The 15,828-nt window shown below is 71.4% G+C and carries 18 protein-coding genes and 3 tRNA genes; 7 read left to right on the top strand and 14 right to left on the bottom strand.

Annotated features, from left to right (window positions below; translation table 11 throughout):
• The first annotated feature begins 35 nt into the window (after window positions 1–35).
• A complete protein-coding gene (locus tag AB0I15_RS01095; RefSeq protein ID WP_106249262.1) occupies window positions 36–269 on the top strand; it encodes an Lrp/AsnC ligand binding domain-containing protein in 234 nt (77 codons plus the stop codon).
• A gap of 13 nt (window positions 270–282) precedes the next feature.
• A complete protein-coding gene (locus AB0I15_RS01090; RefSeq protein WP_358088143.1) occupies window positions 283–717 on the top strand; it encodes a DUF3515 family protein in 435 nt (144 codons plus the stop codon).
• Window positions 718–819: 102 nt separating this feature from the next.
• On the opposite strand, the gene AB0I15_RS01085 is transcribed toward AB0I15_RS01090, so the two are convergent.
• The 3 genes from AB0I15_RS01085 to AB0I15_RS01075 form a co-directional block, all read right to left on the bottom strand.
• Window positions 820–1,914: a D-alanine--D-alanine ligase family protein gene (locus tag AB0I15_RS01085; protein ID WP_358088141.1), complete on the bottom strand. Its 1,095-nt coding sequence runs from the start codon at window positions 1,912–1,914 to the stop codon at window positions 820–822.
• A 64-nt stretch (window positions 1,915–1,978) separates the two neighbouring features.
• Window positions 1,979–2,989 carry an NAD(P)H-dependent glycerol-3-phosphate dehydrogenase gene (locus tag AB0I15_RS01080; RefSeq protein WP_358088138.1) on the bottom strand — a complete coding sequence of 337 codons (1,011 nt, stop codon included), beginning with the start codon at window positions 2,987–2,989 and terminating at the stop codon, window positions 1,979–1,981.
• A gap of 4 nt (window positions 2,990–2,993) precedes the next feature.
• A complete protein-coding gene (locus AB0I15_RS01075; protein ID WP_358088135.1) occupies window positions 2,994–3,656 on the bottom strand; it encodes a lysophospholipid acyltransferase family protein in 663 nt (220 codons plus the stop codon).
• A 128-nt stretch (window positions 3,657–3,784) separates the two neighbouring features.
• Here AB0I15_RS01075 and cofC point away from each other — a divergent pair, with 128 nt between their 5' ends.
• Window positions 3,785–4,420 carry a 2-phospho-L-lactate guanylyltransferase gene (cofC, locus tag AB0I15_RS01070; RefSeq protein WP_358088132.1) on the top strand — a complete coding sequence of 212 codons (636 nt, stop codon included), beginning with the start codon at window positions 3,785–3,787 and terminating at the stop codon, window positions 4,418–4,420.
• A 4-nt stretch (window positions 4,421–4,424) separates the two neighbouring features.
• Here cofC and AB0I15_RS01065 read toward each other — a convergent pair whose 3' ends face one another.
• Window positions 4,425–5,624 carry an MFS transporter gene (locus AB0I15_RS01065; protein ID WP_358088129.1) on the bottom strand — a complete coding sequence of 400 codons (1,200 nt, stop codon included), beginning with the start codon at window positions 5,622–5,624 and terminating at the stop codon, window positions 4,425–4,427.
• Window positions 5,625–5,676: 52 nt separating this feature from the next.
• Between AB0I15_RS01065 and AB0I15_RS01060 the strand changes: the two genes are divergently transcribed.
• Window positions 5,677–5,883 (top strand): hypothetical protein, encoded by a 207-nt coding sequence (locus AB0I15_RS01060; protein WP_358088126.1) that lies wholly within the window; start codon window positions 5,677–5,679, stop codon window positions 5,881–5,883.
• Between the two features lie 45 nt (window positions 5,884–5,928).
• On the opposite strand, the gene AB0I15_RS01055 is transcribed toward AB0I15_RS01060, so the two are convergent.
• The 4 genes from AB0I15_RS01055 to leuC all read right to left on the bottom strand — a co-directional run bounded on the left by AB0I15_RS01055 (window position 5,929) and on the right by leuC (window position 8,530).
• On the bottom strand, window positions 5,929–6,228 hold the full coding sequence (locus tag AB0I15_RS01055; RefSeq protein WP_358088123.1) for an HU family DNA-binding protein: 300 nt from the start codon (window positions 6,226–6,228) through the stop codon (window positions 5,929–5,931).
• Between the two features lie 99 nt (window positions 6,229–6,327).
• On the bottom strand, window positions 6,328–6,567 hold the full coding sequence (locus tag AB0I15_RS01050) for a hypothetical protein (RefSeq protein WP_358088120.1): 240 nt from the start codon (window positions 6,565–6,567) through the stop codon (window positions 6,328–6,330).
• Window positions 6,546–7,133: a 3-isopropylmalate dehydratase small subunit gene (leuD, locus tag AB0I15_RS01045; RefSeq protein WP_358088117.1), complete on the bottom strand. Its 588-nt coding sequence runs from the start codon at window positions 7,131–7,133 to the stop codon at window positions 6,546–6,548. Before leuD ends, AB0I15_RS01050 begins: the two co-directional genes overlap by 22 nt.
• 11 nt (window positions 7,134–7,144) lie before the next feature.
• Window positions 7,145–8,530, bottom strand: a complete 1,386-nt coding sequence (leuC, locus tag AB0I15_RS01040) for a 3-isopropylmalate dehydratase large subunit (protein ID WP_358088114.1) — start codon at window positions 8,528–8,530, stop codon at window positions 7,145–7,147.
• Between the two features lie 62 nt (window positions 8,531–8,592).
• Between leuC and AB0I15_RS01035 the strand changes: the two genes are divergently transcribed.
• Both AB0I15_RS01035 and AB0I15_RS01030 read left to right on the top strand, forming a co-directional pair.
• Window positions 8,593–9,309 carry an IclR family transcriptional regulator gene (locus tag AB0I15_RS01035; RefSeq protein ID WP_043618626.1) on the top strand — a complete coding sequence of 239 codons (717 nt, stop codon included), beginning with the start codon at window positions 8,593–8,595 and terminating at the stop codon, window positions 9,307–9,309.
• A 58-nt stretch (window positions 9,310–9,367) separates the two neighbouring features.
• Window positions 9,368–11,086 (top strand): hypothetical protein, encoded by a 1,719-nt coding sequence (locus AB0I15_RS01030; protein WP_358088111.1) that lies wholly within the window; start codon window positions 9,368–9,370, stop codon window positions 11,084–11,086.
• A 247-nt stretch (window positions 11,087–11,333) separates the two neighbouring features.
• Here AB0I15_RS01030 and AB0I15_RS01025 read toward each other — a convergent pair.
• From AB0I15_RS01025 to AB0I15_RS01005, 5 genes are all read right to left on the bottom strand, one after another.
• Window positions 11,334–11,406: transfer RNA gene (locus AB0I15_RS01025), tRNA-Glu, on the bottom strand.
• Window positions 11,407–11,424: 18 nt separating this feature from the next.
• Window positions 11,425–11,500, bottom strand: a tRNA-Glu gene (locus AB0I15_RS01020).
• Window positions 11,501–11,579: 79 nt separating this feature from the next.
• A complete protein-coding gene (locus tag AB0I15_RS01015) occupies window positions 11,580–12,161 on the bottom strand; it encodes a hypothetical protein (RefSeq protein WP_358088108.1) in 582 nt (193 codons plus the stop codon).
• 482 nt (window positions 12,162–12,643) lie between these two features.
• Complete coding sequence (locus tag AB0I15_RS01010; protein ID WP_358088106.1) at window positions 12,644–13,252, bottom strand: response regulator transcription factor; 609 nt, start codon at window positions 13,250–13,252, stop codon at window positions 12,644–12,646.
• Window positions 13,253–13,386: 134 nt separating this feature from the next.
• Window positions 13,387–14,616: a sensor histidine kinase gene (locus tag AB0I15_RS01005; RefSeq protein ID WP_358088104.1), complete on the bottom strand. Its 1,230-nt coding sequence runs from the start codon at window positions 14,614–14,616 to the stop codon at window positions 13,387–13,389.
• Window positions 14,617–14,726: 110 nt separating this feature from the next.
• On the opposite strand from AB0I15_RS01005, the gene AB0I15_RS01000 reads away from it, so the two are divergent.
• Window positions 14,727–15,653 (top strand): alpha/beta hydrolase, encoded by a 927-nt coding sequence (locus AB0I15_RS01000; protein WP_358088102.1) that lies wholly within the window; start codon window positions 14,727–14,729, stop codon window positions 15,651–15,653.
• Window positions 15,654–15,690: 37 nt separating this feature from the next.
• Here the strand turns inward: AB0I15_RS01000 and AB0I15_RS00995 are convergent.
• Window positions 15,691–15,762 (bottom strand) — tRNA-Gln (locus tag AB0I15_RS00995).
• Between the last annotated feature and the right edge of the window lie 66 nt (window positions 15,763–15,828).

Below are 15,828 nucleotides of genomic sequence, written 5' to 3'. Positions count from 1 at the left end.
CCCTTCGGCGTGATCCAATCGCCCGGGAGGACGTAATGGTGCAGGCCTACATCCTTATCCAGACCGAGGTCGGCAAGGCCGCCGCCGTCGCTCGCGAGATCTCCGGGATCCCCGGGGTCACGCAGGCGGAAGACGTGACGGGGCCTTACGACGTGATCGTGCGCGCGGAGGCCAACAACGTCGATGAGCTGGGCAAGCTCGTCGTCGCGCAGATTCAGGCAGTTGAGGGCATCACACGTACGCTTACGTGCCCGATCGTCCACATCTGAAGGTAGTCGTCGCATGCGTGCCGCCGCCGTCCTGCTCGTTCTCCTAGCACTCGCCGGTTGCGGCGGCACCATTCGGGTCGAACCGCCTGTCCCGCAGGGCGAGGCGGTCGCGGCCTGCGACAAGCTGGCCACCTTGCTGCCCCGGACGCTCGACGGCGACGAACGCGGCACGTCCGCGCCCGAGTCGCCGTACGTGGCCGTCTGGGGCGATGGCATCATCGCGCTGCGCTGCGGTGTGCCCCGGCCGGTCAGGATGGCGCCGACCGACCGGCTCCAGGAGATCAGCGGCGTGGGCTGGTTCGCCGATCCGGACAAGCCCGCGCTGTTCACGGCCGTGACCGACATCGTCTACGTGGAGGTCACGATCGGCGGCGAGCACGTGGCCGGCGAGGTGCTCGCCGCCCTGTCGAAGCCGATCGCCCAGGTCGCGCCGCCCCCGGCACAGTGACCGCGGCGGATCCCATCACGGGCCCGGTGACCGGGGCGGGTTCCGCCGCAGGCCCGGTGACCGAGGCGGACTTCACCGCAGGCCCGGTGACCGAGGCGGACTTCACCGCAGGCCCGGTGACCGTGACAGGGCGAGCTGGATGAGGCGGTCGACCAGCGCCGGGTAGGACAGGCCGGAGGCCGCCCAGAGCTGCGGCGCCACCGAGAGCGACGTGAAGCCCGGCATGGTGTTGATCTCGTTGAGGATCAGCTTGCCGTCGGGCGTGTAGAAGAAGTCGACCCGCGAGAGCCCCTCGCAGTCGAGGGCGTCGAACGCGCGCACGGCCATCGCCCGCAGCTCCTCGGCCGTCTCTTCGGGGATGTCGGCGGGCACGGTGAGTGACATCTGGTCGGGATAGTATTTCGCCTCGAAGTCGAAGAAGTCCTGCCCGCCCTCGACCTTCACCTCGCCGGGCATCGACGCGACCGCCGGCTCGTCGCCGAGCGACTGCAGCACCGCGCACTCGATCTCGCGGCCGACGATCGCCGCCTCGATGAGCACCTTCGGGTCGTGCTGCCGGGCGAACTCCACGGCCGACTCGAGCTCGGCCCGGTCGGAGGCCTTGGAGATGCCCTGCGAGGAGCCGGCCCTGGCCGGCTTGACGAACACCGGATAGCCGAGCTCCTCGGCCTCCTTGAGCACGCGGTCGCGGTTGAGCCGCCAGTCGCGGTCGCGTACGACCACGTAGCGGCCCATCGGCAGGCCGTCGGCGGCCAGGACGGTCTTCATGTGGGCTTTGTCCATGCCCACGGCGCTGGCCAGCACGCCCGAGCCGACATAGCGCACGCCGGCCATCTCCAGCAGGCCCTGGATGGTGCCGTCTTCGGCGAAGGGCCCGTGCATGACCGGGAACACGACGTCGACCGAGCCGAGCTCCACCGGGATGCTGCCGGGGTCGTAGGCCACCAGTGAGTTGCCACCCGAGGGCAGGGCCAGCGCCGCGCCCGTGGTGTCGACGACCGGCAGTTCGCCGGCCTCGATGGCGTACCGCTGGTCGGAAGCGGCCAGCACCCACCTGCCGTCCTGGGCGATCCCGATGGGGATCACCTCGTACTTGCTCCTGTCGATCGCATCCAGCACGCTGCCCGCCCCCATGAGGGAAACGGCGTGCTCGGAATTGCGGCCTCCGAAAACGACGGCGACGCGTGGCTTGCTCATGGTGTCCGAATCTACCGGGGTGTCCGTGTCACAGCGAGCCGAGCACGCCGTAGACAGATCATTCTCACACGCCGTAACGCTCCGGCTTGGGCGAGCGGGACATGAGCAGCATGCCGGCCTCGCTCGGTGACATGCCGTCGTGGACCACTCCGACGACGACCTCGGTGATCGGCATCTCGACGTCGTGTTTCCTGGCCAGCTCCAGGACCGACTCGCAGGACTTGACGCCTTCCGCGGTCTGCCTGGTGGCGGCCACGACCTCCTCCAGCGTCATGCCCCGGCCCAGGTTCTCGCCGAAGGTGCGGTTGCGCGACAGCGGTGACGTACAGGTCGCGACGAGGTCTCCCATGCCGGCGAGCCCCGCGAACGTGTGGGCGTCGGCTCCGAGCGCCGCGCCCAGGCGGGAGATCTCGGCCAGGCCGCGTGTGATGAGCATGGCGCTGACGTTGTCGCCCATCCCCATGCCCGCGGAGACGCCCACGGCCAGCGCGATCACGTTCTTCACCGCGCCGCCCAGCTCGACGCCGACCACGTCGGGGTTGGTGTAGGGGCGAAACCACGGCGGCAGGTGGCAGATCGCCTGGAGCCGCGCGGCGACCGACTCGTCGGTGCAGGCCACCACGGTGGCGGCGGGCTGGCGGTGGGCGATCTCCTTGGCCAGGTTGGGCCCCGAGACGACGGCGACCCGCTCTTCGGGCACCTCGGCCACCTCACGGATCACCTCGCTCATCCGCTTGGTCGTGCCCAGCTCGATGCCCTTCATCAGGCTCACCAGGACGGCCTCGCGCGGGATGTGCGCGCGCCAGGCCTCCAGGTTGGGGCGCAACTGCTGCGACGGCACGGCCAGGACCACGAACTCCGCCCCGTCGAGCGCGCGCTCGGGGTCGGTCGTGGCGCGCAGCGCGGCCGGGAGCCGCACGCCGGGCAGGTAGTCGGGGTTGACGTGGTCGCGGTCGATCGACTCGACCAGGTCCTGCCTGCGGCCCCACAACGTGACCTCGTTGTGCGCCTCCGCCAGGATCATGGCGAACGTGGTGCCCCACGAGCCTGTCCCGAAAACGGCCACCTTTGTCATGCCATCACCGTCCGGCGGGATCGTAGGGAGTCTCCGGGGCCTTCTCGCCGCGCAGCTCGGCGAGCTGCGCGGTGATCGCCGCCATGATGTCGGCCGTCGCCTCGCGCAGCACGTCGGCGTGTGCCGCCCCGCTCGCGTATTTCGACAGGTCCACAGGCGGCCCCACGCTCACCTGGAACGTCTTGCGGGGCAACAGCCGGGGCCGCTTCGCCCCGTACGGCAGCAGCTCCTGAGCGCCCCAGTGCGCCACCGGGATCACCTGGGCGCCACTCTCCAGCGCCAGCCGGGCCGCGCCGGTCTTGCCCACCATGGGCCACAGCCCGGGATCGCGGGTGCATGTGCCCTCCGGGTAGAACAAGATCGCGCAGCCGTCGTCGAGCCGCTCCGCCGAGAGGCGCAGCGACCTGGCCGCCTCTCTGCTGCCCCGGTCGACGGGGATGGCCAGCAGCCCGATCACGGCCTTGCCCAGCAGGGGCACCTTGAACAGGGCGGACTTGGCGAGGATTACCGGCCAGCGGCCGTTGTTGTAGAGGAAGTGCGAGAGCAGGACAGGGTCGGCCCAGGAGAGGTGATTGGCCGCGATGATCACGCCACCGGTGCGGGGGATGCGCTCCCCGTTGCGCCAGTCTTTCTTGACCAGGAGCCGGGACAGTGGTTTCACGATCACTACTGCCAGGGTTTCCCAGAAGCGCGATGGTCGCGTGGGGCGGCTCATGGTCTCCTCCAGCACGTGCGGGATGCGCCCCAAGTCTCCCGGTTGGCCGCGTGGGATGTCGAGGCGCGATGCTTAAGCCTATGAGCATCCGCTGGTCGCTGGTCATTCCGGTGAAGACGCTGGTAGCGGCGAAGACGCGGCTGGCCGCCGCGACCGGGCCGCACCGCACCCGGCTGGCCGTCGCCGTGGCCAGCGACACCGTGGCTGCGGCGCTCACCTGCCCGCGTGTCGCACGGGTGATCGTGGTGACGGCCGACCCCGCCGCCGCGGGGCCGCTGCGCGCGCTCGGGGCCGACGTGGTGCCCGATCCCGATCGCGGGCTCAACACCGCCCTGCGTACGGGCGCGGCCCACGCCGTACGCCTGGCGCCGGGTGACGCGGTGGGCGCGCTGCAGGCCGACCTGCCCGCCCTGCGGCCCGCCGAGCTGGGGCTGGCGCTGGAGGCGGCGGCGGAGTTCGACCAGTCGTTCGTGCCCGACGCGCTCGATGTGGGCACGACCTTCTACGGGGTACGCCCGGGGATCCCGTTCGCGCCGAGGTTCGGCGGGGAGTCGCGGGCCAAGCACCTGGCCGGAGGGGCGAAGGAGCTGTGCGTGCCGGGGATCGACTCGGTCAGGCGCGACGTGGACACGCCCGACGACCTGCGCGCGGCCATCGCGCTGGGGCTGGGCGCGCACACGGCGGCGGTGGTGCGCGAACTGTGGCCCGACGCCTGACGTCTCAGCCCGCCGCCCGGATGATGGCCGGGGCGGTGACGATGGCGAGGTAGGACAGGCCGATCAGGGCGACGCCGGCGGCGAAGACCGCGTGGCCGCCGAGCCACTCCCCCACCAGGCCGCCCGCCAGGCCGCCCAGCGGGGTGGTGCCCCACATGAGGAAGCGCATGCTGGCGTTGACCCGGCCCAGCAGGTGCTCCGGGGTGATGCGCTGGCGGTAGCTGAGCTGGGCCACGTTGAAGATCACCCCGGCGGCGCCGGCCAGCGCCGTGGCCGCGGGGAAGATCAGCAGCCGCCATCCCGGGCCGGTGGCCAGGGCGAGGAGCTGGAAGACCGTGACGAGCAGCGCGGAGCCGTACAGGGTCGCGCCCACCCCGTGGCGCGCCGACAGGCGAGCGGTCAGCCCCACGGCGGCCAGCGCGCCGGCCGCCGCCGCCGACAGCATCAGTCCGTAGCCCGCCGGGCCGACCCGCAGCTCGACGACCAGGTAGAGCGGGTAGCCGACGGCGCACACGCCGAGGGCGACCCTGGTCAGCGCGCCACCGGCGGCCACCCTGCGCAGCACCGGCTCCCTGAGGACGAACGCCAGCCCCTCGGCCACCTCCGCCCGCAACCGCCCGCGCCGGGCCGTGGACGGCCGCTCCCCCTGTCCGCCGGACAGCAGCGCCGCCGAGGCCAGATAGCCGAAGGCGTCGGCCAGGAGCGCGACCGGCGCCGTGACCGTGGCCACCAGCCAGCCGCCCAGCCCGGGGCCGGCCAGGACGGAGACCTGCCGGGCGGCCTCCAGACGGCCGTTGGCGCGTTCGAGGCGCTCCTTGGGGACGAGCGCGGGCAGGAGGCTCATCTGGGCCACGTCGAAGAACACGGTGCCCACGCCCAGCACCAGCGCGACGGCGTACAGGTGGGGCAGGGTGAGCAGGTCCAGCCAGGCGGCGGCGGGGACGGTCAGCAGGGCCAGGCCCCTGGCCAGGTCGGACCGGACGAGGATCGGGCGGCGCCGCCACCGGTCCACCCACACCCCGGCGGGCAGTCCGATCACCAGGAAGGCGGCGGTCTGGACGGCCGCCAGCAGGCCGAGCTGGAAGGCGCCGGCGTTCAGCGTGAGCACGGCGGTGAGCGGCAGGGCGACGACCGTGACCTGGGTGCCGAGCTGGGTGACCGAGTTCGCCCAGGCGAAGCGTGAGAAGTCCCCTCGTGGCCCCATCACGCGATCATGTGTGCTCGCCCGTGGGCGGGCAACCGTTTACTCTGGTCGCGTGCAGGCGACGGTACGCAGCTTCGACGAGGCCACGCGCTCGGGCACGGTCTTCCTCGACGACGGGAGCGTGCTGGAGTTCGGCGCCCCCGCCTTCGACGCGGGCCCGCTGCTGCTGTTGCGCGTGGGCCAGCGGGTCAACCTGGCGATGTCGGGCGGGGAAATCAGCTACATCACGCTGTCGACTTTCCCCGTTCCCGGCGCCTGAAAGCGGAACGCCCGGGCCGCGGCCCGGGCGTGCTGGTCCGCTGCTTTACTTCTTCTTGCCGGCTTTCTTGCCGCCCTCGTTGACCAGGTCCTTGAAATCGGAGCCGGGCCGGAACTTGGGCGCCCAGCTCTCCGCGACGTTGATTTCCGCGCCGGTGGACGGATTCCGGGCCGTGCGGGCCGGCTTGTGCACCATCTCGAACGCCCCGAAGCCCGTGATCGAGACCTTGTCGCCGCCGGCGACGGCCTTCTGGACGGCGTCGATGACCGCGTTCACGGCCTCGGTGGCGGTCTTCCTGTCGCCCACTCGATCCGCGATGGCGTCGACGAGTTCGCGCTTGTTCATAAAGTCCTGCTCCCCCAGTTACGGCTCGGGGTTCCAGCTCACGACTTCGACGTAGAAACCCCTTTACGCGCTTGAAAGTAGGCGGGATCGCGGGGGAACTCAATCACCGTGCGTGTTTTCCCCCTCGCGTGGCGTGTCGAGAGGGCCGTCAAGCGAGGCCAGAAACGCCTCCAGGCGGGCGGCCGCCCTTTCCGGATCGCGCTTTGCCAGGTCGCAGATGGCGACATAACGGCGCGAAACCCGTTCCTTTTCGGCGGCGGGGAGCAGGCGGACGCGGCGGTGCGCCTCGCGCAACCGCCGCGCCAGTTCGTCGTCTTCTAGACGGTCGTCGGCAGCCATGGCTGCCGACCATTCTCGTACGCCGCCACGTCCTCGGCGTGACGCAGGGTCAGCCCGATGTCGTCGAGCCCCTCCATGAGCCGCCAGCGGGTGTAGTCGTCGATCTCGAACGGAACGACCTCGTCCGCCCAGCGCACCTGGCGTTCGGCCAGGTCGACGGTGATCTCCAGCTTCGGGTCGGCCTCGACGGCCGACTGCAGGGCCTCGACCCTGTCATCCGGCAGGATGACGGGGAGCAGGCCCATCTTGGTGGAGTTGTTGCGGAAGATGTCGCCGAAGCGGGCGGCGATCACGACGCGGAACCCGTACTGCTGCAGCGCCCAGACGGCGTGCTCGCGGGAGGAGCCGGTGCCGAAGTCGGGGCCGGAGACGAGGATGCTGCCGCCCTCGTAGGAGGGGTCGTTGAGGACGAAGGTCGGGTCCTCGCGCCAGGCGGCGAACAGGCCCTTCTCGAAGCCGGTGCGGCTGACCTGCTTGAGCCAGACGGCCGGGATGATCTGGTCGGTGTCGACGTTGCTGCGGCGCAGCGGCACCGCCGTACCGGTGTGGGTGGTGAAGGCGTCCATCGGTTCTTTCCTTACAGGTCTGCGGGAGCGGTCAGGCGGCCGGTGACGGCGGTCGCGGCGGCGACCTGCGGCGACACCAGGTGGGTGCGGCCACCCTTGCCCTGGCGGCCCTCGAAGTTGCGGTTGGAGGTGGAGGCGCTGCGCTCGCCGGGGGCGAGCGTGTCGGGGTTCATCCCCAGGCACATCGAGCAACCGGCCTCGCGCCACTCGGCGCCCGCGGCCTTGAACACCTCGTGCAGGCCCTCCTGCTCGGCCTGCAGCTTGACCAGCATCGAGCCGGGCACGATCAGCGTGCGGGTCTTCACGTGGCGGCCGCGCAGGATCTCGGCGGCCGAACGCAGGTCCTCGATGCGGCCGTTGGTGCACGAGCCGACGAAGACCGTGTCGACCTCGATCTCACGCAGCGGCGTGCCGGCGGTCAGGCCCATGTACTCCAGGGCCCGCTCGGCGGCCGAACGGGCGACCGGGTCGGCGAAGGAGTCGGGGGCCGGGACGGAGGCGCCCAGCGGCAGGCCCTGGCCCGGGTTGGTGCCCCACGTGACGTAGGGGGTCAGCGTCGAGGCGTCGATCTCCACGACCTTGTCGAACTCGGCGTCGTCGTCGGTGCGCAGCGACGACCAGTATGCGACGGCCTGGTCCCACGCCTCGCCCTGCGGCGCGTGCTGGCGGCCCTTCAGGTAGTCGAACGTGGTCTCGTCGGGCGCGATCAGGCCGGCGCGGGCGCCCGCCTCGATCGACATGTTGCAGACCGTCATGCGGCCCTCCATGGAGAGCTTGCGCACGGCCTCGCCGCGGTATTCGACGATGTAGCCCTGGCCGCCGCCGGTGCCGATCTTGGCGATGATCGCCAGGATCAGGTCCTTGGCCGTGACGCCGGTGGGCAACTCGCCGGAGACCTCGATGGCCATCGTCTTCGGCCGGTAGGCGGGCAGCGTCTGCGTGGCGAGCACGTGCTCGACCTCGGAGGTGCCGATGCCGAACGCGATGCCGCCGAACGCGCCGTGCGTCGAGGTGTGGGAGTCGCCGCAGACGATCGTCATGCCCGGCTGGGTCAGGCCGAACTGCGGGCCGATGATGTGGACCACGCCCTGACCGGCGTCGCCCATCGGATGGAGCCTGATGCCGAACTCGGCGGCGTTCTTGCGCAGGGTCTCGACCTGCGTCTTGGACACGGGGTCGGAGATCGGGCCGAGCACCGTCGGGACGTTGTGGTCCTCGGTGGCGATCGTGAGGTCGGGCCGCCGAACCTTCCGGCCGGCGAGACGGAGCCCGTCGAACGCCTGCGGGCTGGTCACCTCGTGGATGAGGTGCAGGTCGATATAGAGCAGGTCCGGTTCGCCCTCGGCGCGCCGGACTACGTGTTGCTCCCAGACCTTCTCGGCCAGTGTGCGGCCCATGATCTCCTCCTTGAGACTCCTCCGACTTGCTTTCTCATATGTCGAGACTGCAGTATCGGTGTATGGACAACTCTAGCGGAGTCGGAGTACTGGACAAGGCAGTTCTGGTACTCAATGCGCTCGAAGCGGGACCCGCTTCACTGGCGCAGCTCGTCCAGGCCACCGGCCTGGCCCGACCCACTGCCCACCGGCTGGCCGTCGCTCTTGAGCACCACCGCATCGTGAGTCGCGACACTCAGGGCCGGTTCGTGCTGGGGCCCCGGCTCTCCGAGTTGTCCACCGCGGCCGGCGAGGACCGGCTGCTGGCGGTGGCCGCGCCCGTGCTGATGCAACTGCGCGATCTGACCGGTGAGAGCGCGCAACTCTACCGCCGCCAGGGCGACGAGCGCGTCTGCGTGGCCGCGGCGGAGCGCGCGAGCGGTCTGCGTGACACGGTGCCCGTGGGTTCGGCGCTGCCCATGACGGCGGGCTCGGCGGCGCAGATCCTGCTGGCGTGGGAGGAGCCCGACCGGCTGCACCGCGGGTTGCGCGGCGCCAAGTTCACCGCCGCGACCCTCGCGTCCGTACGGCGCAGGGGCTGGGCGCACAGCGTGGGTGAGCGGGAGCAGGGGGTGGCCAGCGTCTCCGCGCCGATAAGGGGTAGTGGTGGCAAGGTGATCGCGGCCGTGTCCGTCTCAGGACCCATCGAGCGGCTCACCCGGGCGCCCGGACGACTCCACGCGGTGCCCGTCATGGCGGCCGCCGAACGCATCACGGAGGCGATGCGTCGCACGTCATGATCAGCAAAAGGATGTATTTGGGGAGCCGAGTGCCGCGTGGGCGCACTAGCCTGAGTGCGTGACAGATCGCATCGAGGTAGCCGCCACTGAGCTGCGACCCCTGCTCGAAGAGTTCATCATGTGGGCGCGTTCGAACGCACCAGAGAGTGACCCCGAGCTCGTGGGGCCCGCCGCACTGTGGCACCGTCTCGCCTTCTCGCAGGACCTCGGCACGTGGAAGCGTGCCGACCTGCGCAACCTGCTGCTAGACCGCATGCCCAAGGTCGTGGAGGATCCCGACGCCGCCGCGGACGGGATGCTCCCGGCCGTTGACGCGTACCTGACGTTCCTCTCTCAGACGGGCAGGCTGGCCAAGGGCTCAGACTCCCTCGCCGATCTGCAGGCCGAGCTCGACGACGTCGAGGACGAGTTCGTCGACCTCATGGAGGACCTACTGGACGACACCGAGGGCGACGACGAGGAGGAGGAGACCGGCGACCTGGGCGACTTCGAGCCGTTCGCCGACGACCTGGCCGAGCTCGACACGATCCGGCTGCGCCCCGACTCGGAGCTGGCCGCGGCCGCCCGCCAGGTGCCGCTCGTGGCCAAGGCGCGCGACCTGGCCGTGTGGGTCGGGTCGGGTCGCCGGGTGGGCGAGGACACCCTGCTCACCGACGCCGAGGTGGAGGAGGCGCTGGCGGCCACCGGCCTGCCCAGGCCGGAGACCGAAGGCCCGCTCGCCGAGGCCGTCCCCCAGCTCTGGAACATCTGGAACCTCGCCGTCGACCTCGAGTTCCTCGAGCCGGGCGACTCCAACACGGTGGCCGTGCAGGACGACACCTCGGAGTGGCCGTTCGACGACGACGAGGACGTGCTCGACGCCTGGATGCTCGGGCTGCACTCGGTCGACTACGGCGATCCCGAGCTGGACGACGAGGACCTCACGATGGCCCTGGCGGGCCTGACCCGGGGCCTGCTGGTCCGGCTGCTGCTGGCGGGCGGCTCGCGCGAGCTCGACGACCTGGCGCGGGAGCTGTCCGAGGCCGCCGCCGACCTCGACGAGCTGGGCTCCGACGCGTGGGAGGCGGCGGGCGAGCCGCTGGCGCCCGCGATCGACTGGCTGATCGGCTACGGCATGGTCGAGGTCGACGGCACGACCCTGCGTCTCACGCCGCTCGGCACCGAGGGCGTCGTCCACCTGGTCGACGACGCCGACATCGAGGTGGACGCCAGGCCCGCGATCGAGTCCATGAGCGCGCACGAGCTGCTGGCGCTGAGCGCCGAGCTGCCCGAGGAGGAGGCAGACGCGGAGTTCGCGGCCTGGATGCGGCTCCGTGAGCCGGCCAAGGCGGCCGAGGAACTGCTGGACGCGGCGGCGGAGGACGAGAGCGACGCGCTGATCAGGGTGCAGGCGGCGAGCGTGGTCGGCACGCTGGGCGAGGACGCCACGCCGGCCTGGCAGGCGGCGCTCAAACAGCCGTCGCTGCGGCCTTACGCGGCCACGCATCTGAGCCAGCTCGGGATCGAGGGGGCGCCCGAGCCCACGCAGGACGACACGCACTGGCTGATCCTGGACATGTGGACGATCTCCGCGGGTCTGGGCCGGTCGGAGTTCGTGAGCAGTCTGCGCGACATCGGGCCCGAGATGGTCAACAGCCTGCTCGAGGTGATCTGGAAGATCCCGCACGCGCACGTGGAGGAGCTGCTCGACCTGATCTCGCAGGTCCACCCGGACAAGCAGGTCGCGAAGACGGCGCGGCGCGCCCTCTTCAAGGCCCGTTCGGCGACGTCCGAGTGACGCGCCGAAGCCCCCGCCGTTCGTTTCCGGCGGGGGCTTCGGTTTCGTGCGGCTCCCTAACGATCCGGCTTCTACGCTCACGGTCGCCCGGCCCCACCCGCCGACCGTGGCCGGGCCCCGTCCAGGGAAACGCTCCTCCGGTTCACGGGGCCGGGCGCCGTTACGTGCGTAACGTGGCCCATCGACGGGTGCCCGGAAATACGAAACGCCCCGGGCTCGAGAGCACCGGAGCGGTGTGCGGCAGATGTAGTCCCGACCGGATTCGAACCGGCGCTACCGCCTTGAGAGGGCGGCGTCCTGGGCCACTAGACGACGGGACCTTCGTAAGCTTGCGACAGTGGTAGTCCCGACCGGATTCGAACCGGCGCTACCGCCTTGAGAGGGCGGCGTCCTGGGCCACTAGACGACGGGACCCTGTCCACAAGCTGCTGTGCCGGGTCTCCCCGGCGACGCAGGTAACTCTACCGCACCCGGAAGACCACAACCAAACCGCTTATCTGCCCATCAGATCGGGCCTGTGGCGCCGGACCCAATCACCCATCGGGCCGCGTTCCCAGAGCGGATCGAACTCGCCGAGCGGGATCGCCACCTCCGGCCGCCCCGTGGCGGGGTCGGTCGGGACGCGGGACAGGCGGTCGCGCATCCAGCCGGGGATGCGGGGCGGTACCGTGCGCTCACCCCAGCCGATGAGGCCCACGGAGCGGAGCGGCTGGACGCGTACCCGTGCGCCGCCGGGGCGGCCGATGCGGCGGGGGCTGGCGAGCCGGGTGTCCACGATGTCGATCCTGGCGATGTCGGGCCAGCGGAGGCGGACGCGGAAGCCGAGCGCGTCGGTCAGCTCGACGCCGTCGGCGGAGAAGCGGGCGACGGTGCCGGCGGTCAGGCGGCGGTGCTTGACCGCCAGGGCCGCCAGGAGGGCGGCGGTCGCCAGCGCGCCGATGGCGACGCCTCCGGGGGTGCTGCCGGTGAGGATGGCGCCGAGGAGGAGGCAGACGGCGAAGAACAGGGCGAGCGGGGCGATGAACGGGGCAAGGAAGCGCGGGAAGCCGCCCGCGCGAATACGAAATTCAGCCATAAGTGGGCCCGGACTCTACCCGACCACCAACCAACGAGCAGCCCACAGGCCCTCTTGGCGGGGGAGGAAAACGGCCGGCACGCGGGCGGGGTCCCTTGGAGAGACGGGCCGGCCAGCAGGCAAGCCGCCACAGCCCACAAGGGATCCCTCGGAGAGACGGGCCGACCGGGCGGGCAAGTCGCCGCGACCCGCCCGGTCCCTCGCGGAAAGGCGAACCCCATGGCGAGCGAAGCGCCGCAGCTCGCGGAGGCTCCCCGAGAAAGGCGGGTAACCGGCGGGCAGGCCCCCATAGCCCGCAGGGCCGCCTCGGCGCGAGACGAACCATCCCGGTGAGCGGGTCGCCGCAGCCCGCGAGGTGTCTCGGGGAGAGACGGGTCAGCCGGAGGGTGGGCCGTCGCAGCCCACAAGAGGTCCTCGGGGAGAGGCTGGTCGGCCGCAGCCCGTGGGGCCGCTGGAGGGAGGCAGGGTGGTCGTGAAGGCTCTTAGTTGGTGAGGAGGCCGCGGCGGTAGGCCTCGCCTACGGCGGCGGCGCGGTCGCGGACGTCGAGTTTGGCGTAGATGTGCAGCAGGTGTGTCTTGACGCTGGCCTCGCTGATGAACAGGACGGCCGCCGCCTCCTTGTTCGTCGCTCCCCCGGCCACCAGCCGCAGCACCTCCAGCTCCCGCTTGCTCAGCCTGCCCCGGGCGGGCCTGCGCAGGTGGTCGGCCAGCCGGCCGGCGGCGGCCGGGGCGAGCACGGTCTCGCCCCGGTGGGTGGCGCGGACGGCCCGGACCAGCTCCTCCGGCGGGGCGTCCTTCAGCAGGTAGCCGCTGGCACCCGCTTCGAGCGCGGGCAGGACGTCGGTGTCGAACGTGGTGAGCACCAGCACCCGGGGCCCGGTGCCGCGCAGCCGGCGGATGGCGCCGACGCCGTCGAGGCCGGGCATGCGCAGGTCCATGAGGATGACGTCGGGCTCGAGCTCGGCGGCCAGGCGCACGGCCTCCTCGCCGTCGGCCGCCTCACCCACCACCTCGAGATCGGGCTCGCCGCCGAGGGCCGCGCGCAGGCCGTCGCGCACGATGGGGTGATCGTCGGCTATCAGCAGCCGCATCGGTCCCTCCCTGTCAGCTCCATCTCGGCTCGCCTGTCAGCTCCGCGCCGGTCGCGCGCCGGCTCGCCTGGCGGCTCCATGTCGGTTCGTGTCGGTTCCGTGTCGGCTCGCCTGACGGCTCTGTGTCGGCTCGGTCATAGCGTCTCATGATCACTCTCGGCGGGAACGGCAGGACCGGCGGGGATGGCGGGGACGGCAGCGGCGATGGCCGTGCCGTGGCCCGGCGCCGACTCGATCTCCAGGGTGCCGCCGACCCCGCGTACGCGCTGCCGCATGCCGTCCAGCCCGAAGCCGTCAGCGGGCCGCTGCGGGGCGAAGCCGGTTCCGTCGTCACGGATGTCGAGCAGGACGGCTTCGTCCGCGTACGAGAGTGTCAGGCCCGTCCTGGTGGCCCTGGCGTGCTTGGCGACGTTCGCCAGCGCCTCCTGGGCGACGCGGAACAGGGCGGTCTCCACGTCGGCCGACAGCGCGACGGGGGTGCCGGTGATCTCGAGGCGGAGTTCCACGCCGGCGGCCTCGGACCAGGAGCGGGCCATGTGGCCGAGCGCCTCCGGCAGTCGCGCGTCCTCGAGGGGTTCCGGGCGCAGCGCGCTCACGGACCTGCGGACCTCGGACAGGCCGCGGCGGGCCAGCTCGGCGGCCCGGTCGAGGTGGCGGCGGGAGGGGTCGTCGCGGACGGAGCGCCCGGCGGCGTCGAGCTGGCCGATCAGGGCGACGAGGTCCTGGGCCACGGTGTCGTGGATCTCGCCGGCCATGCGGTGCCGCTCACCGAGCACGCCCGCGTGCCTGGCCTGTTCGAGGAGCCTGGCGTTCAGGTCGGCGTTCTCGTCCATGGCCGCGCGCAGCCGTTCGACCAGGTGGCGGCGTTTGTCGTGTTCGGCGGCGACGTACCAGCCGGCCAGGACCAGGGGGCCGGCGACGCCGGCGATCACGCTGAGCAGGGTGGTCTGCGCTCCGGGGCCCGCCTGGGCGGCCACGCTGACGACGGCGGTGAGCGTCACGCCCGCCATGACCAGCCGGGCCGGGAGCATGGCGATGGCCAGCGGGTAGCCGACGGAGGCGAACAGGACGAAGGCCACGCTCTGGACGGCCAGCGCGGCGGCGACGGCGAGCAGGACCAGGTAGTGGGCCACGACGAGCGCGCGGTGCGTGTGACGGCGGGCGTAGAGCCACGGGATGGGGGCGAGCCAGAGGGCGGCGGCCAGGGCGGGCACCGGCCACGGCACCCGCGACCAGCCCGGGAGGGCGCCCGCCGCCCAGGTGGCGTCGGCGCCCGTGATCGCCGCCGCGATCGAGGAGACCGCGAGCAGTCCGTACGCGAGCGCCGTGAACACCCAGTGCTCGCGGCCGTCGAGGCGGCTCATGAGGTCAAGCCTGACACGACCATCAACCGATCGGTGGATACCGGGCATCCACCGGATCTCCAGCCGGGCGGGCGATGTGGCGCGCCCGTGACCTCGGCCAACATCGAGACATGAACGAACCGACCCGTAGAACCGCCTTCCAGCTCGCCGCCGCGGCGGGCGCCGGAGCCGTCGCCACCTTGCCCGCCGCCAAGGGGAAGGAGGTGACCACGTTCGTCTTCGTGACCGGCTCGAACGGCGTCGCGTCGGCCGACCCCGAGCTGACGATGCGCGGTCATCGCGCGCTGGGCGTGGGCCTGCCGGGGCACGGGCCCGAGGAGCAGTTCCACCGCGCCTACCAGGCGCCGCAGGACCTGGCGAAGCTGGCCACGATCCCCTCTCCCGTGTCCGGCGTGACGCTGGACGACTATGTCGAGGCCACGGAGAAGGTCGTGCGCCGGGTCTCCCGGCACGGCCCGGTGATCCTGGTGGGCGGCAGCCTGGGCGGCTCGACGATCACGAAGGTGGCCGACGCGGTGCCGGACCTGATCGACCTGCTCGTGTACGACGCGGCGTACTGCTGCACGAAGCTCGCCTCGCCGGCCGCCTACCTGGAGACCCCGGAGGGGAAGGCGAGCCTGGCGACCAGCATCATGTCGGGCATCGTGGGCGATCCCCGGGTGCTCAAGGCGATCCGGGTCAACTGGCGGACGAACGACGAGAAGTTCCTCCAGGCGGCCAAGGCGGCGTACATGGCCGACGCGACCGACGGGGAGCTGCTCGCCATGCTGAACACGCTGCTGCCGGACGAGAGCCTGCAGGTGTCGAGCGCGGAGGCCCGGGGGCGCAGGCAGGCGTGGGGCCGGGTGAAGCGGGTCTACATCAGGCACTCGCGCGACAGGGTGATCCCGCTCGCGCTGCAGGATCGGATGATCAAGGAGGCGGACGCGGCCACGCCGGGCAACGCTTTCAGGGTCTTCACGGTGGAGGCGTCGCACGCGCCGACGGCGAAGGCGTACGACCAGATCACGGAAATTCTGCATCGCCTGGCGAAATAAAAAACGGACATCTCGGTGAGGAGACATCCGCTACTTGCTGGGGTACCAGGACTCGAACCTAGACTAACTGAACCAGAATCAGTCGTGCTGCCAATTACACCATACCCCACCGCCGGGAACTCCTCTTCGGAGTGCGCTTGGCGACGTCCGAAAGAATAGCCCAGCTCTGGGGTTA

The sequence above is a fragment of the Nonomuraea sp. NPDC050643 genome, assembly GCF_040654715.1.
Taxonomy (GTDB): domain Bacteria; phylum Actinomycetota; class Actinomycetes; order Streptosporangiales; family Streptosporangiaceae; genus Nonomuraea.
This window is presented reverse-complemented; position numbering and strand designations above follow the sequence as displayed.

What these genes read in the sequence shown, in the direction of transcription:
- AB0I15_RS01095 (WP_106249262.1), top strand. Translation starts at nt 36, where the DNA reads ATGGTGCAGGCCTACATCCTTATCCAGACCGAGGTCGGCAAGGCCGCC.
- AB0I15_RS01090 (WP_358088143.1), top strand. Translation starts at nt 283, where the DNA reads ATGCGTGCCGCCGCCGTCCTGCTCGTTCTCCTAGCACTCGCCGGTTGC.
- AB0I15_RS01085 (WP_358088141.1), bottom strand. Translation starts at nt 1,914, where the DNA reads ATGAGCAAGCCACGCGTCGCCGTCGTTTTCGGAGGCCGCAATTCCGAG.
- AB0I15_RS01080 (WP_358088138.1), bottom strand. Translation starts at nt 2,989, where the DNA reads ATGACAAAGGTGGCCGTTTTCGGGACAGGCTCGTGGGGCACCACGTTC.
- cofC (WP_358088132.1), top strand. Translation starts at nt 3,785, where the DNA reads ATGAGCATCCGCTGGTCGCTGGTCATTCCGGTGAAGACGCTGGTAGCG.
- AB0I15_RS01065 (WP_358088129.1), bottom strand. Translation starts at nt 5,624, where the DNA reads ATGGGGCCACGAGGGGACTTCTCACGCTTCGCCTGGGCGAACTCGGTC.
- AB0I15_RS01055 (WP_358088123.1), bottom strand. Translation starts at nt 6,228, where the DNA reads ATGAACAAGCGCGAACTCGTCGACGCCATCGCGGATCGAGTGGGCGAC.
- AB0I15_RS01050 (WP_358088120.1), bottom strand. Translation starts at nt 6,567, where the DNA reads ATGGCTGCCGACGACCGTCTAGAAGACGACGAACTGGCGCGGCGGTTG.
- leuD (WP_358088117.1), bottom strand. Translation starts at nt 7,133, where the DNA reads ATGGACGCCTTCACCACCCACACCGGTACGGCGGTGCCGCTGCGCCGC.
- leuC (WP_358088114.1), bottom strand. Translation starts at nt 8,530, where the DNA reads ATGGGCCGCACACTGGCCGAGAAGGTCTGGGAGCAACACGTAGTCCGG.
- AB0I15_RS01035 (WP_043618626.1), top strand. Translation starts at nt 8,593, where the DNA reads ATGGACAACTCTAGCGGAGTCGGAGTACTGGACAAGGCAGTTCTGGTA.
- AB0I15_RS01015 (WP_358088108.1), bottom strand. Translation starts at nt 12,161, where the DNA reads ATGGCTGAATTTCGTATTCGCGCGGGCGGCTTCCCGCGCTTCCTTGCC.
- AB0I15_RS01010 (WP_358088106.1), bottom strand. Translation starts at nt 13,252, where the DNA reads ATGCGGCTGCTGATAGCCGACGATCACCCCATCGTGCGCGACGGCCTG.
- AB0I15_RS01005 (WP_358088104.1), bottom strand. Translation starts at nt 14,616, where the DNA reads ATGAGCCGCCTCGACGGCCGCGAGCACTGGGTGTTCACGGCGCTCGCG.
- AB0I15_RS01000 (WP_358088102.1), top strand. Translation starts at nt 14,727, where the DNA reads ATGAACGAACCGACCCGTAGAACCGCCTTCCAGCTCGCCGCCGCGGCG.